Genomic DNA, 13,566 nt, shown 5'->3' on the forward strand with positions numbered 1-13,566 from the left:
GGCGCACACGGTCAAGGGCTACGGCCTGGGCACCCACTTCGAGGGCCGCAACGCGACCCACCAGATGAAGAAGCTCACCCTCGCGGACCTCAAGGCCTTCCGCGACCACCTGCGCATCCCGATCACGGACGACCAGCTCGAAGCGGACCTCTACCGGCCGCCGTACTACCACCCCGGCATGGACTCCCCCGAGATCCAGTACCTGATGGACCGCCGCAAGCAACTCGGCGGCTTCGTCCCCGAGCGGCGGCCGGACCATGCGCCCGTGGAACTGCCCGATCCCGCATCCTATGGGGCCGCCAAGCGAGGCTCCGGCAAGCAGCGTTCAGCCACCACCATGGCCTTTGTGCGCCTGCTCAGGGACCTGCTCCGGGACAAAAAGTTCGGACACCGCATTGTCCCGATCGTGCCGGACGAATCCCGCACATTCGGCATGGACGCGTTCTTCCCGACGGCGAAGATCTACAACCCGGACGGCCAGGGCTACCTCTCCGTGGACCGGGAGCTCGTCCTTGCCTATAGGGAATCGGCCCAGGGCCAGCTGATCCACCCGGGCATCAATGAAGCCGGGGCGGTGGCGGCCTTCACCGCCGCCGGAACGTCCTACGCCACGCACGGCGAACCGCTCGTGCCGGTCTACGTCTTCTACTCGATGTTCGGCTTCCAGCGCACCGGCGATTCCTTCTGGGCGGCCGCCGACCAGATGACCCGCGGGTTCATCATCGGCGCCACGGCAGGACGCACCACGCTGACCGGCGAAGGCCTGCAGCATGCCGACGGGCACTCCCCGATCCTGGCGGCAACCAACCCGGCCGTCATCACCTACGACCCGGCGTTCGGGTACGAAATGGGCCACATCATCCGGGACGGCCTGGAGCGGATGTATGGGCGCGGCGAAGCCGGGAAAGAAATTGCCGGCAACGATCCGTCGCGGAACCTGATGTACTACCTCACGGTGTACAACGAGCCGATCGTGCAGCCGGCCGAACCCGAAAACCTCGACGTCAACGGTGTCCTGAAAGGCATCTACCGGGTGTCGGCGTCGGACTTTGACGGGCCTAAAAGCCAGATCCTGGCCTCCGGCGTGTCCGTTCCGTGGGCCCTCGAAGCCCAGCGGATCCTCGCCGAGGACTGGGGCGTCTCGGCGGACGTCTGGTCCGTGACCTCCTGGACCGAACTCCGCCGCGACGCCATGGCCGCCGAGGAAGAGGCCTTCCTCAACCCCGGCCAGCCCGCCCGCGTCCCGTTCGTGGCCCAGCAGCTCGCCGGTGCCACCGGGCCGGTCGTGGCGGTCACCGACTACATGAAGGCCGTGCCGGACCAGATCCGGCAGTTCCTGCCGCACCAGTTCGCCTCGCTCGGCGCGGACGGCTTCGGCTTCTCCGACACCCGCGCCGCGGCCCGCCGTTTCTTCAAGAACGACACGCACTCGATTGTAGTGAAGACCCTCCAGCTGCTGGCCTCGCGCGGAGAGGTCGACGGCGGGGTGCCCGCCTACGCGATAGACCGCTACAAGCTCCTGGACGTCACCGCCGGGACCACCGGCGGAGCGGGCGGCGACGCCTGAGAAGCGCGTTATGGTGGGCAGATGAGCGACAGCAGAGCGCACGGCACCGGATCCGGCGGCACGACGGCGGTGCTGCTGGCCGCCGGAGCCGGGACGCGGCTGGGGCTCGGGCCGAAGGCATTGCTCCCCCTCCGCGGCCGCACGCTGGTCGAAGTGCTCGCTGACGTGCTGCTATCGGGCGGCTGCCGGGAGGTGGTGGTGGTGCTTGGCGCGGATGCGGCAAGGGTCCGCGCCGCCACCGAACTCGGCCGGCACCGGGTCATCGACAACCCGCACTGGGCCAGCGGGATGGGCAGCTCGTTCCGGGCCGGTATCACCGCTGCGGCCCCGGAGGACCATGTGCTCATTGCGCTGGTGGACGAGCCCGGCCTGACCAAAAAGACCGTCACCCGGCTGCTGGGGTCCCACCGGCCAGGCCGGGTGACGGCGGCCGCCTACCGCGACGCGGACGGGAAACTGCAGCGGGGACACCCGCTGCTGCTCGATGCCGGTCTTCGAACCGAAGCCGCGGAAACCGCTACGGGCGACGCCGGCGCCCGGCATTTCCTGCGGGCCCACCCGGACCTGGTTGATCTGGTGGATTGCAGCGACCTCTCCAACGGCGAGGACCTCGACTCTGCCGACCAGCTGCACCTCCTGGACTAGCGCCGGTTTTAGCGCGAGTGAGCCAAAAACTCCTGCAGTCCACGCTTGAACCCGGACCGGCCGCCGTGCGCCGGGTGCCTGATTTTCGGCACGTCCATGCCGCTGCGCTGCAGGCTGCGGTAGGCCACGTTGCCCACGGCCACCACGGTGTCGATGCGGAACGCCTCAGCGAGCGCCTGCCAAAACGGAGTTCCCAGCGCAGCCTCGGAAGCCTTTGGCGTGCGGTTGGACAGCGGCCGCCCGGGCACGTGGGTGTGCCACGGGCAGGCGCTCCACAGCAGGGGCAGGAATTCCAGCTCGGCCAGCACCTGCCACATCACCGTGGCCGTCGGCTCCGCAGCGATTCCCGCAGCTTCCGCCGGGAGCACGTAGCCCTTCCCCGGCCCGAAAAGCCCAAACTCGTTGGCGGGGCCCTCGAACATGGTGCGGTTCGTGAAGGGAACCCCGGTGATCCCCATGCCCCTGTAACCGGGGGCTTCCCCCACGAGCAGGACCTTGGGGTCGCGGTCCTGCATCTCCCGCAGGTAGATGGTCAGGTTCCGCCGGCGCTGCGCATTTCCCGGCGCGGTGTGATCGAAGAAGTTGTTGCACCCGGGTCCTGTTGCCACGGCCGCAAGACGGTCAACAAAGCCATCGATGGAGGATGAAGTCATTCCGTACCCGTTTCGTTGACAGCCGGTAGGTCCTCCAGAATATCCGGGCCGCTACACCGTCGGCGCAGGCGAGCCGCTTTAGCATGGGGGGATGACGGACATGACCATCTTCACGGTGGGGCACTCCACTCATCCCATTGGCGAATTCATCGGCATCCTGCAGGCCCACGGCGTCAAGAAGCTGATCGACGTGCGCACCGTCCCGAAGTCGCGCCACAATCCACAGTTCAACGGGGACGCGCTGGCCGCGAGCGTGYGGGCCAGCGGAATCACCTACCGGCGAATGGAATCCCTCGGTGGTCTGCGGCACGCCCGGAAGGACAGCCCCAACGGCGCCTGGCGCAACGCGTCGTTTCGGGGATATGCGGACTACATGCAGACCGAAGAATTCTCCGCGGCCATCGACCAGCTGCTGGACCGCGGGCGGGCCAACGATTCGGCAATCATGTGCGCGGAAGCCGTCCCGTGGCGCTGCCACCGCTCGCTGATCGGTGACGCGCTCCTGGTCCGGAATGTCGGGGTGCTGGACATCATGACGGAAAAGTCCGCGAAACCCCACACCCTGACTTCCTTCGCCCGCGTTGAGGGGAAGCGGGTGTGGTACCCGCCGGCCTAACGTCGGCTACGCCAACCACAACGCGAGGTCAGCTACGGCCCTGAACCACGCCGCCATGGGCCGTTTCTGACCCTGCATTGGTTTGAGGAGGGTCTACCAGCGGGGGTGGATCGATTCGCGGAAGTAGCGGTCATAGATTTCGCGGACGCCGACGTCGAAGGTGGCGTCAATGCCGCTGACATCCGCCGCGGCGGCGTTGGCGCGCGCCTGGTCCACGTTCCGCGCGCCCGGGATCACCGTGCTGACGCCGTCCTGCGCCGCGATCCAGGCGATGGCCGCCTGGGCGGTGCTGACGCCGTCGGGCACCAGTTCCTCGAACTCGGCCACCGCTTTGAGGCCCTGGCCGAAGTCCACGCCGGAGAAGGTCTCCCCGACGTCGAACGCTGAGCCGGTGCGGTTATAGTTCCGGTGGTCGTCCTCGGCGAAGGTCGTGTCCGCAGTGTATCTTCCGGAGAGCAGCCCGGAGGCGAGCGGGACGCGGGCGATGATGCCCACGCCGGCGGCCTCAGCCGCGGGCAGCACCTTGTCCAGCGGCTTGAGCCGGAAGGCGTTGAGGATGATCTGCACGGTGGCGGTGCCTTCGTGGCGCATGGCCTCGAGGGCTTCCTCGGTCCGCTCCACACTGACGCCGTAGTTCCGGATGGCGCCCTCGGCCACGAGCGTGTCCAGCGCGTCGTAGACCTCGTCGTTGCTGTACACGGCGGTGGGCGGGCAGTGCAGCTGGACCAGATCCAGCTGCTCGACGCCCAGGTTGCGCCGCGACCGGTCCGTCCATTCGCGGAAGTTGGCGAGGTTGTAGTTCTCCGGCCGCTGCTCCACCCGCCGGCCCATCTTGGTGGCCACCGTGATGTCCAGGCCGGGGTTGTCCGCGAGGAATGCGCCGATGGCCTGCTCGCTGCGGCCGTCGCCATAGACGTCCGCGGTGTCGAAGAACGTGACGCCCGCTTCGACGGAGGCCGCCAGGATGGCCTGCGCCTGCGCGGGGTCCACGTTGCCCCAGTCCGCGCCGAGCTGCCAGGTCCCCAGCCCGACGGTGGAGACGTTTCGTCCGGTTTTGCCCAAGATTCGTTGTTCCATCGTCCGACTATAGGCCGTTAACGGCCTCAAAGCGGGGGAACCAGCCCCGCCTCCTTCAGGGCCAGGTAAATCTTGTCCCGGGAGATGGGCAGCTCGGAAAACCTCACGCCGGTGGCGTTCCGGATGGCGTTCGCGAGCGCCGGCGCCACCGGGTTGAACGGGCTCTCGCTCATCGACTTCGCGCCCAGCGGGCCCAGCTTGTCGCTGGTGTCGGCGAAGTACACCTCGCTGCGCGGCACGTCGGCGAAGGAGGGGACGTGGTACTGCCGCAGGACGTCGGTGGTGACGCGGCCGGCGTCGTCCACTGTGACCTCCTCGTAGAGCGCAGAGCCGAGGGCCTGCGCGATCCCGCCTTCGATCTGGCCGCGGCACTGGCGCGGGTTGACCACCACGCCGGCATCGGCCGCCTGCACGCTCTGCAGGATCCGCAGCTCCCCCGTCCCGGTGTTCACCGCCACCCGGAAGCCCTGGACATTGAACGCCACCGAGCGCGGCGTCCCGCCGCAACGCCCCTCGGCGGCGAGCTCGACGCCGGCCTGCTCAGCGGCGTCGTAAATATCCGTCAGGGGCACCCGGGTTCCCTCGCAGACCACGGCGTCCCCGTCCAGGACGCAGCCGGAGGGCGGCACGCGGCGGAGGCCGGCGGCGAAGGCGCGGATGCGGAGGGCGAGGTCCTCTGCGGCGGCCAGCGTCGCTTTGCCGGCCACCACGGTGCCGGCAGATCCGAACGCGCCCGAATCGTGGTCCACGAGGTCGGTGTCGGACTGCCGGAGGGTGACGCGGGCGGCGGAGGTGGACAGCGCGGTGGCCGCGAGCTGCGCGTGGACGGTGGTGGTGCCGTTGCCGAATTCTGCCGTCCCGACGTCGGCGGCGTAGGTCCCGTCGGGCAGGAGCCGGAGCCTGGAGTGGGCATAGTGGCCGCGTGGCGGGACGGTGTCGATCATGGACAGGGCAGTCCCCTCCCCGACCACCCAGTCCGGTCCCGGGCTGTCGAGGCCGGCCGCGCGGCAGCGTTCCCGTCCACGGGCCAGGGCGTCCTCTACCAGCTTCGTGCACTGGTCCAGGCCGTAGCTTCCGTAGCGGACATCTTCCTGGGGCTCGTCGCGGATGGACAGCATGTCGTCGCCTTCCCGGACCATGTTCCGGCGGCGGAACTCCAGGGGGTTCATGCCGATCGCTGCCGCGAGCTCGTCGATGCCGGATTCGATCGCGAAGATCATCTGGCTGAGCCCGTAGCCGCGGAAGGCACCGGACGGCACGGTGTTGGTGTACACGGCGTGGGCGTCCACTTTCTTGTTGGCGCACTTGTACACCGCCAACGACTCGCCGCAGCCGTGGAACATGACCCCGGTGGCGTGGTTGCCATAGGCGCCGGTGTTGGTGAGCACCTCCAGCTTCAGTGCGGTCAGCCTCCCGTCGCGGCTGGCGCCGGCCGTGAGATGGATGGTGAAGGGATGCTTGGTGGTGGCGGCGGTGAACTGTTCGGTCCGGGTGAATTCAAGCTGCACGGGGCGGTTGAGCTTCAGGGCCGCCAGAGCGACAACGTCCTCGGTGAGCACCTCTTGTTTGCCGCCAAAACCGCCGCCCACCCGTCCGGCAACCACCCGGATCTGCTCTTCCGGCAGGCCGAACACCCGCCCCAGGGTGCGCCGCACCAGGAACGGGACCTGGCTGGAGGTGCGGATCAGCAGCCGCCCGTCACCGCCGATGGAGGCGATGGAGGCATGGGTTTCGAGCGCCATGTGCTGCACCCGTTGAGTCCGGTAGGTGTGTTCGTGGATGAAGTCCGCCGCGGCGAACCCGGCCGCCATATCGCCGAGCTCGGAATGCAGTTCCGCGACGACGTTCCGCTCCGGCCGGCTGATGCGGGCCGTGGTTGCGTCCTTGTCCCCGTGGAGGGCGGGGGCGCCGGGGAGCATGGCGTTCTCCGGGGTAAAGACCGCATCCAGCACCTCGTAGTCGACCTTCAGGGCCCGCACGCCTGCCTCCGCCGCCGCCACCGTCCCGGCGACGACGGCGGCGACGCGCTGGCCGGTGAACCGCACGACGTCGTCAAAGACGCGGGTGTCGTCCGGGTCGTCCGTGTAGAGCTCGTGCTGCGCGGTCGAAAACAGCTGCGCCGGGGAGTCCTCATGGGTGAAGACCGCCGCGACGCCGGGAATCGCCAGCGCGGCTGCTGCGTCGATGGATCGGATCCGGGCGTGGGCATGCGGGGAGCGCAGCAGTTTCGCGTGCAGCAGCCCGGGCAGCTCTTCGGCCGGGACGTCCAGGGTGTAGCGGGCCTGCCCCGTGACGATGGCGAGGCCGGCGGGGGCAGGAGCGTCGTCGCCCAGTTGTCCGGGGCGCGGCTCCGGCCGGCCGGGCCGCTCAGAAGAGGTGTCCGGGGCTGAGGTGTCCGGGCGGCTCCCCCTCCCGCAGACGGCGTCCTCGATGGCCGTGTACCCGGTGCACCGGCACAGGTTGCCCTTCAGGTTCCGCGGCAGGTCCGCCTTCTGCTCCTCATCGAACGTCGCGGCCGTCATCACCATGCCGGCCGTGCAAAAACCGCACTGGAAACCCTGCCGGTCCAGGAACTGCTGCTGCATCGGATGAAGTGCGGCGCTGTTGGGGTCACCGGAGGCGCCGGAGGCGCGGGCGGCAGCCAATCCTTCCACCGTGGTGACCGCGCGGCCTTCCGCGCGGACGGCGGGATAAATGCAGCTGTGCACCGGCACCCCGTCCACATGCACCGTGCAGGCGCCGCAATCGCCGGCGTCGCAGCCCTTCTTGACACCCAGGTTCCCCTGCTCGCGAAGGTACGTCCGCAGGCACTGGCCGGGGCGGGGTTCGGCCTGCGCCGGGATGCCGTTGATCTCGATTCTCATGCTCAGGCACCTTCCGTCCGGGGTCCACCGTTAAGGGTCCCGCCCCGCGGCGGCCAGAAGTCACCGGATATGCGTAACGGGTCGCGGTCTGCCGGGGCGGTGAGTTCGGCCTGGATTTCATGGGCCAGCCGGTACGTCATGTCCTTGCGCCAGGCGGGCAGGCCGTGGACGTCGTCGTGGTACAGGTCATCGGGGACGGCGGTATCCAAGGCCTCGGGGAGAGCATCAGTGAGGGCGCCGGCGAGCGCCGCCGCGGAGGACTCCAGACGCAGCTGCACGGGGCGCTTGGTGGCTGCGGTGACGGTCAGGACCAGGGTGCCGCCGGCGTCGAGCCTTCCAATCAGCAGCACCGCTGACCTGCCCAGGTTGCTCAGCGACAGCCGGCGGAAGGCCACCCGGGAGGACAGTGCCACCGCCGGCAGGCCCACGCTGCGCAGGAGCTCGCCGGGAGCGAGGCAGTTCGTCCCGTCGCCCGTAACGAAGTCCAGCACCGGGAGCGTGCGGCGGGCGCCGCCGGGGCCCAGAATGGTGGCCGTGGCGTCGAGCGCCGCGCAAAGCGAGATCATGGGCCCGGCCGGCAGGGAAGTGCACAGGTTGCCGCCCACCGTGGACATGTTCCAGACCTTGAAGGAGGCCACAAAGGACTCGCAGCAGGGGCGGACGAGTTCCACGCCGGGCCAGTTCCCGGCCAGCCCCCGGCCGGCGGCCGAGCCGGGGAACGCGTACAGTTGCGCGATGGTGCAGGTTGCCGCCAGCTCGATGCCGTCCGCCGACAACGCCAGGGGTGTCCAGTCCGTGGAGCCGAGGTCCAGAAGGCGCCGGAGCGGTTCCTGTCCGGGGGCGGGGCTCCCCGCGGAGAAAAGCACGGTGCCCCCTGCGAGCCAGGCGTCCCCTTCGCGCCACTGCGCCGGATCCGCGGTGCGGAGCACGGCCTCGATGGTGTTCATGTCCACTGGGCCTCCTGGGATGCCGGCATGCCGGCGCTGCTGTCGCGATGGCTGCTGTCTTGAGGACTGCTGTCTTGGTGATTTCGGGCGTAGTGGTGAATGGGGCCGCTGGAATCCTTCAGGGACGCGCTGCCCTGGACCAGCCCGGCGGCCTTGCTCCGGTTGGCCACGAGTTCTGCCGTGATGGACACCGCGACCTCTTCCGGCGTGACGGCGCCGAGGTCCAGGCCGATGGGTGAGTGCAGCCGGGCCAGGTCGCCGTCGGCCACGCCGGCCTGCCGCAGAGCGTCCATCCGCCCGCGGTGGCTTCGCCTGGACCCCATGGCGCCGACATAGCCCACGTCCAGGCCGAGCGCGGCCTGCAGGAGCGGGACATCGAATTTCGGATCGTGCGTGAGGACGCAGATGGCCGTCCGTGCGTCGGTGCGGCCGGCCCGTGCCTGGTCCGCCAGGTACCGGTGCGGCCAGGCCGTGGCCACCTCGTCCGCGGCGCCGAACCTGTCCTGCTGTGCGAACGCCGGGCGCGCATCGCACACCGTGACATGGAAGCCCAGGAGTTTCGCGGCCGGCACGAGTGCCGCACCGAAGTCATTGGCGCCGAAGATCAGCAGGCGCGGTGCCGGTAGCCGGCTCTCCACCAGCAGGCTCACGGGTTCCTGCTGGCGCTCCCCCGCGGGCGCGATCCGGACCAGCCCTGTACGGCCTCCCCTCAGCAGCGGTTCCAACTGGGCTGCTGCCGCCCGCATCGCGAGCCCGGCACCGGCGGAACCGCCCGCACCGAGCATCGCGGCGAGTTCGGCCGACTGCAGTACCTGGAAGGCCGCCGGGTCTGGAACCACGACGGCGCCGCGTCCGCCGGCGTCCATCCTGCGGATCAGCGCGGCCCCGGCCGGATGCCTCCCGGCCAGGGCCTGCAGGCTGTCCAGCCGCAGCCGGCCGGGCCCTGCGCCCAGGGGTTCGATGTGGATTTCCAGCCCGCCGCCGCAGGTCAGCCCGGCGGCAAACGCGTCCTCGGCGCTGTAGCCGAAGAACTCCCGGCGCGTCCCGCCGTCGCGCATTGCCTCCAGGGCCGCTTCCACAACGGCCCCTTCAACGCATCCACCGGACAGGCTGCCCAGCACCTCGCCGGTCTCCGAGACCAGCATGGAGGTGCCCACGGGCCTCGGCACTGATCCGGCAGTGCCCACGACGGTGGCCACCGCGCAGAGCTGCCCGGACGCGGCCGGCCGCCATGTGCCCAGGTGCGGGAGCAGATCCAACATGGCCGCAGTCCCCGGCGCTAGTAGTCGGTCCGGGACTCAAGCGAGTTCCAGGCCTTGAAGGGATCCAGTGCCGCGGGCGCTTGCGGGTCTGTCAGTTGCAGCCTGCCCACCGGCATGAGCGTGTCGCGCCGGTCGTTTTCGAAGTATTCGTAGAAGACGGCGTCATCGAACCCCGCAGCCGCGGCATCGTGCCGGTCCGCGGCGAACATCACGCGTGACACCCGCGCCCACAGTGCGGACGCCAGGCACATGGGGCACGGCTCGCAGCTGCAGTAGAGCGTGGCTCCGCTGAGATCGAAAGTGCCAAGTTCGCTGCAGGCCTGCCGGATGGCCGTGACCTCGGCGTGCGCCGTGGGATCGTTGGTGGCGGTGACGCGGTTGACGCCTTCGAACGCTAGCCCGTCCGCAGTGACCACCACTGCGCCGAACGGGCCGCCGCCGTTCAGGACGTTGGCCGTGGCCAACTCGATGGATCTCGCCAGGAACTTCTGGGCCGTATCGGTTGTAGTCATGCCGCCACTCCCTACCTGCGGAAGCCTGTACACCGTGACGGGTACGCAAGGGCCGTATGCGACGGTGACCAGTCTTCAGCATGTGCATTGAAGGTTGCGCCTGGTAGATAGCTTCCCGCGTCCCGGGCTGCCCGCCGTTGGCAAGATCGACAGTAGCACCGGGATGTCCGCGCGGCGCGCCCAATTTGATGGAAGCCTGTTTTCGTTATGTGAAATCTCTATTTCCGGGTCTTCACGCCAAGGCCCTGCCACCGCCCAACCGCCCTACCGCCCAAACGAAACGCCTACCGGCCAAAGAGCGGCAGCGCGCGGAGCCACCGGGAAAAGCCGCGGTCCCTCCGCTCGCAGTCGGCCGGAATGTAGAAGTCTGGGTCCGTGGCGCCGAAGTCCGTGGCGGCGAACGGCAGGTACAGCTCCACCCCGGGCGCCGGAAATTCAACGGCACTGTCCGTCTCCTGCGAGTTCATGGATTCCTCCTCATGCATTGCGTGGGCGCTTCTCCGCACCGAGTCGAAGCACGCGGAAGAGTTCCACATTTTGGAAATAATTTATTGTTATGTGGAAAAGAGTAGGGGCGGGCGGAGCCGGTGGTCAAGTGCGTTGGCCGCCGCGGTCACAAACCGTTTTTTCGAAAAGTGATGTACACCACGCCCGGACCGGGCTACGCTTAATCCCAATTCGTGGCGCAGGTCACGTAACCTGGGAGCAGCAGGCAGGGTCGTAATGAGCTGGCATCAACTGATGTCGGCTCTTTTTTGTGGGCCGACGGAATGAGAAACGCGCGGGAAACACGCGCTTAATTTCTATGTGGGACTTTGGTGCCACATACCTGAAGTTGGGAATCAGACCATGAGCAACAAGATCGTCCTCGGCCACAACCAGTACGGAAAAGCCGAAGTCCGGGTCGTCAAGATCACCAGGGACACCGACCGCCATGAAATCGAAGACCTGAATGTCACCTCGCAGTTGCGCGGGGACTTCGCGGCTGCCCACCTCGAAGGCGACAACAGCCATGTGGTGGCCACGGACACCCAAAAGAACACCATCTATGCCTTCGCCCGGGACGGCATCGGCTCCCCGGAAGCCTTCCTGCTGCGGCTAGGCAAGCACTTCACCTCGAACTTCGACTGGGTCACCGGCGGCCGCTGGGCAGCCGAATCCTACAAATGGGACCGGATCCAGGCCCACGGGACCGGGCACGACCACTCCTTCGTCCGCAGCGGCCAGGAAGTCCGCACCGCGGTCCTTGTCCGCGACAGCGGTACCGAGCACCTCATCGCCGGGCTCAAGGACCTCACCGTGTTGAAGTCGACCCAGTCCGGGTTCAGCGGCTTCCCGCGGGACAAGTACACCACCCTCCCGGAAACGTCCGACCGCATCCTCGCCACGGACGTATCGGCCCGCTGGCGCTTCAGGACCGGCACCGATTTCGGCACGTTCGACTTCAACAAGAGCTACGAGGACGTCAAGAGCCTGCTGCTGGAGGGCTTCAGCGAAAACTACTCCCACGCCCTGCAGCAGACCCTCTTCGACATGGGCGCCAAGGTCCTGGAAGCGCACACCGAGATCGACGAGATCAAGTTCTCCATGCCCAACAAGCACCACTTCCTCGTCGACCTCTCGCCCTTTGGCCTCGACAACCCCAACGAGGTCTTCTTCGCCGCCGACCGCCCCTACGGCCTGATCGAGGCCACTGTCCAGCGTGAAGACGCCAGCCCCGCAGAAATCGCCTGGTCCGGGATCGCCGGCTTCTGCTAGGACTCCCGGGCCGGCCGGCCCGGGCCTCCGGCGCCGGCACTCCGGCACCCGTTAGCCAGACATTGTTAGCCGGACAACGACGTCCGCCATGAACCAAGAAGGTCTGCCATGAACGCACGCAAAAAATTGACCGCCCGGCTGCCACGCACCCGCGGCACCGGCGGCACCGGCGGCACTCTCCGCCCCGAGGACCAACGGCTCTCCGTCGGAAGTAGCTTCGCCTACGGCTTCCAGCACGTCCTGACCATGTACGGCGGCATCATCGCCGTCCCCCTGATCGTCGGCCAGGCCGCCGGCCTGGCCCCGGCCGACGTCGGGGTCCTGATCGCCGCGGCCCTCTTCATGGGCGGCCTGGCAACGCTGCTCCAGACCCTGGGCGTGCCGTTCTTCGGCTCCCAGCTGCCCCTGGTCCAAGGCGTCTCCTTCGCCAGCGTGGCGACCATGGTCGCCATCGTCACCGGCGGAGGCGGCCTCCCGGCCGTCTTCGGCGCTGTCATTGCCTCTGCAGCCATCGGGCTGCTGATCGCCCCGGTGTTCTCCAAGATTGTCCGGTTCTTCCCGCCGGTGGTCACCGGCACAGTCATCACCACCATCGGCCTCACGCTGATGCCCGTGGCGGCCAACTGGGCGATGGGCGGGAACAAGAAGGCGGCGGACTATGGGAGCGTGGCCAACATCGGGCTGGCGGCCATCACCCTGGCCCTCGTGCTCCTGCTGAGCAAGGTCGGCAGCGCCACCATTTCCCGCCTGTCCATCCTGCTGGCCATGGTCGCCGGAACCGGGGTGGCCGTCGTGACCGGCATGGCGGACTTCTCAAAGGTTGGTGACGGCCCGATCGTCGCCTTCCCCGCACCGTTCCACCTCGGCGCACCCACCTTCGAGGCTGCCGCCATCATCTCCATGCTGATCGTGGTCCTGGTCATCCTGACCGAGACCATGGCCGACATCCTGGCCGTCGGCGAAATCGTGGGCACCCGGGTCGATTCGAAGCGGATCGCCGCGGGCCTGCGGGCAGATATGGTTTCCAGCCTCGTGGCGCCGGTCTTCGGTTCCTTCACGCAGAGCGCGTTCGCCCAGAACGTTGGCTTGGTCGCCGTCACCAAGATCAAGAGCCGCTATGTGGTGGCGGCCGGCGGCGTCATCCTGGTGCTGCTGGGCCTGCTGCCGGTGCTCGGCCGCGTGGTCGCGGCGGTCCCCACAGCCGTCCTGGGCGGTGCGGGGATCGTGCTCTTCGGCACGGTGGCCGCGAGCGGCATCCGGACCCTGGCCAAGGTGGAGTACCGGAACAACATGAACCTGATCATCGTCGCCGCCTCCATCGGCTTCGGGATGATCCCGATCGCCGCCCCCACGTTCTACGACAAGTTCCCCAGCTGGTTCGCAACGATTTTCCATTCCGGCATCAGCTCCGCAGCGGTCATGGCCATCGCGCTGAACCTGCTCTTCAACCACCTAAAGAAGGGCAACTCGGAGAACCAGTCGGTCTTCGTGGCCGGAACGGGCCGGGTCATCCGCGAGGAAGACCTCCAGTGCCTGGCCGAGGGCGACCGCTACGAGAACGGCAAACTGATCGACTGCGACGGCAAGGAAGTCCCGGTGGAGTCCGCCGCGACATCCGAGCACTAGTCCCTGCGCCCCACCGGCATGAGCGTTGCGGCCCCTCCC

12 protein-coding genes are annotated in these 13,566 nt (G+C 68.2%); 5 read left to right on the plus strand and 7 right to left on the minus strand.

The window, feature by feature from the left end; translation table 11 throughout:
* A partial coding sequence (locus tag AC1D1W_RS05870) for a transketolase-like TK C-terminal-containing protein (RefSeq protein WP_476943194.1) occupies positions 1-1,567 on the plus strand: 1,567 nt, incomplete at its 5' end.
* A 21-nt stretch (positions 1,568-1,588) separates the two neighbouring features.
* Positions 1,589-2,212, plus strand: a complete 624-nt coding sequence (nboR, locus tag AC1D1W_RS05875) for a nicotine blue oxidoreductase (RefSeq protein WP_476943195.1) — start codon at positions 1,589-1,591, stop codon at positions 2,210-2,212.
* An 8-nt stretch (positions 2,213-2,220) separates the two neighbouring features.
* Here nboR and AC1D1W_RS05880 read toward each other — a convergent pair whose 3' ends face one another.
* On the minus strand, positions 2,221-2,865 hold the full coding sequence (locus AC1D1W_RS05880) for a uracil-DNA glycosylase (protein WP_476943196.1): 645 nt from the start codon (positions 2,863-2,865) through the stop codon (positions 2,221-2,223).
* Between the two features lie 91 nt (positions 2,866-2,956).
* Here AC1D1W_RS05880 and AC1D1W_RS05885 point away from each other — a divergent pair, with 91 nt between their 5' ends.
* Positions 2,957-3,481: a DUF488 domain-containing protein gene (locus AC1D1W_RS05885; RefSeq protein ID WP_476943197.1), complete on the plus strand. Its 525-nt coding sequence runs from the start codon at positions 2,957-2,959 to the stop codon at positions 3,479-3,481.
* A 93-nt stretch (positions 3,482-3,574) separates the two neighbouring features.
* On the opposite strand, the gene AC1D1W_RS05890 is transcribed toward AC1D1W_RS05885, so the two are convergent.
* The 6 genes from AC1D1W_RS05890 to AC1D1W_RS05915 all read right to left on the minus strand — a co-directional run bounded on the left by AC1D1W_RS05890 (position 3,575) and on the right by AC1D1W_RS05915 (position 10,610).
* On the minus strand, positions 3,575-4,558 hold the full coding sequence (locus AC1D1W_RS05890; RefSeq protein WP_476943198.1) for an aldo/keto reductase: 984 nt from the start codon (positions 4,556-4,558) through the stop codon (positions 3,575-3,577).
* Between the two features lie 26 nt (positions 4,559-4,584).
* On the minus strand, positions 4,585-7,422 hold the full coding sequence (locus AC1D1W_RS05895; RefSeq protein WP_476943199.1) for a molybdopterin-dependent oxidoreductase: 2,838 nt from the start codon (positions 7,420-7,422) through the stop codon (positions 4,585-4,587).
* Positions 7,423-7,424: 2 nt separating this feature from the next.
* Complete coding sequence (locus AC1D1W_RS05900) at positions 7,425-8,375, minus strand: FAD binding domain-containing protein (RefSeq protein WP_476943200.1); 951 nt, start codon at positions 8,373-8,375, stop codon at positions 7,425-7,427.
* Entirely contained in the window at positions 8,366-9,631 is a 1,266-nt protein-coding gene (locus AC1D1W_RS05905; RefSeq protein ID WP_476943201.1) for an XdhC family protein, read from the minus strand. Before AC1D1W_RS05905 ends, AC1D1W_RS05900 begins: the two co-directional genes overlap by 10 nt.
* 17 nt (positions 9,632-9,648) lie before the next feature.
* Positions 9,649-10,143, minus strand: coding sequence for a nucleoside deaminase (locus tag AC1D1W_RS05910; protein ID WP_459385715.1), 495 nt, complete (start codon positions 10,141-10,143; stop codon positions 9,649-9,651).
* A 284-nt stretch (positions 10,144-10,427) separates the two neighbouring features.
* Positions 10,428-10,610: a hypothetical protein gene (locus tag AC1D1W_RS05915; RefSeq protein WP_243180669.1), complete on the minus strand. Its 183-nt coding sequence runs from the start codon at positions 10,608-10,610 to the stop codon at positions 10,428-10,430.
* Positions 10,611-10,992: 382 nt separating this feature from the next.
* Between AC1D1W_RS05915 and pucL the strand changes: the two genes are divergently transcribed.
* Both pucL and AC1D1W_RS05925 read left to right on the plus strand, forming a co-directional pair.
* The gene (gene pucL, locus AC1D1W_RS05920; protein ID WP_243180668.1) at positions 10,993-11,901 is read left to right on the plus strand and encodes a factor-independent urate hydroxylase; all 909 of its coding nucleotides are present in this window, start codon (positions 10,993-10,995) and stop codon (positions 11,899-11,901) included.
* Positions 11,902-12,009: 108 nt separating this feature from the next.
* Positions 12,010-13,527, plus strand: coding sequence for a nucleobase:cation symporter-2 family protein (locus AC1D1W_RS05925; protein WP_476943202.1), 1,518 nt, complete (start codon positions 12,010-12,012; stop codon positions 13,525-13,527).
* Positions 13,528-13,566: the final 39 nt, after the last annotated feature.

It is taken from the genome of Arthrobacter sp. P1_B4 (assembly GCF_056406555.1).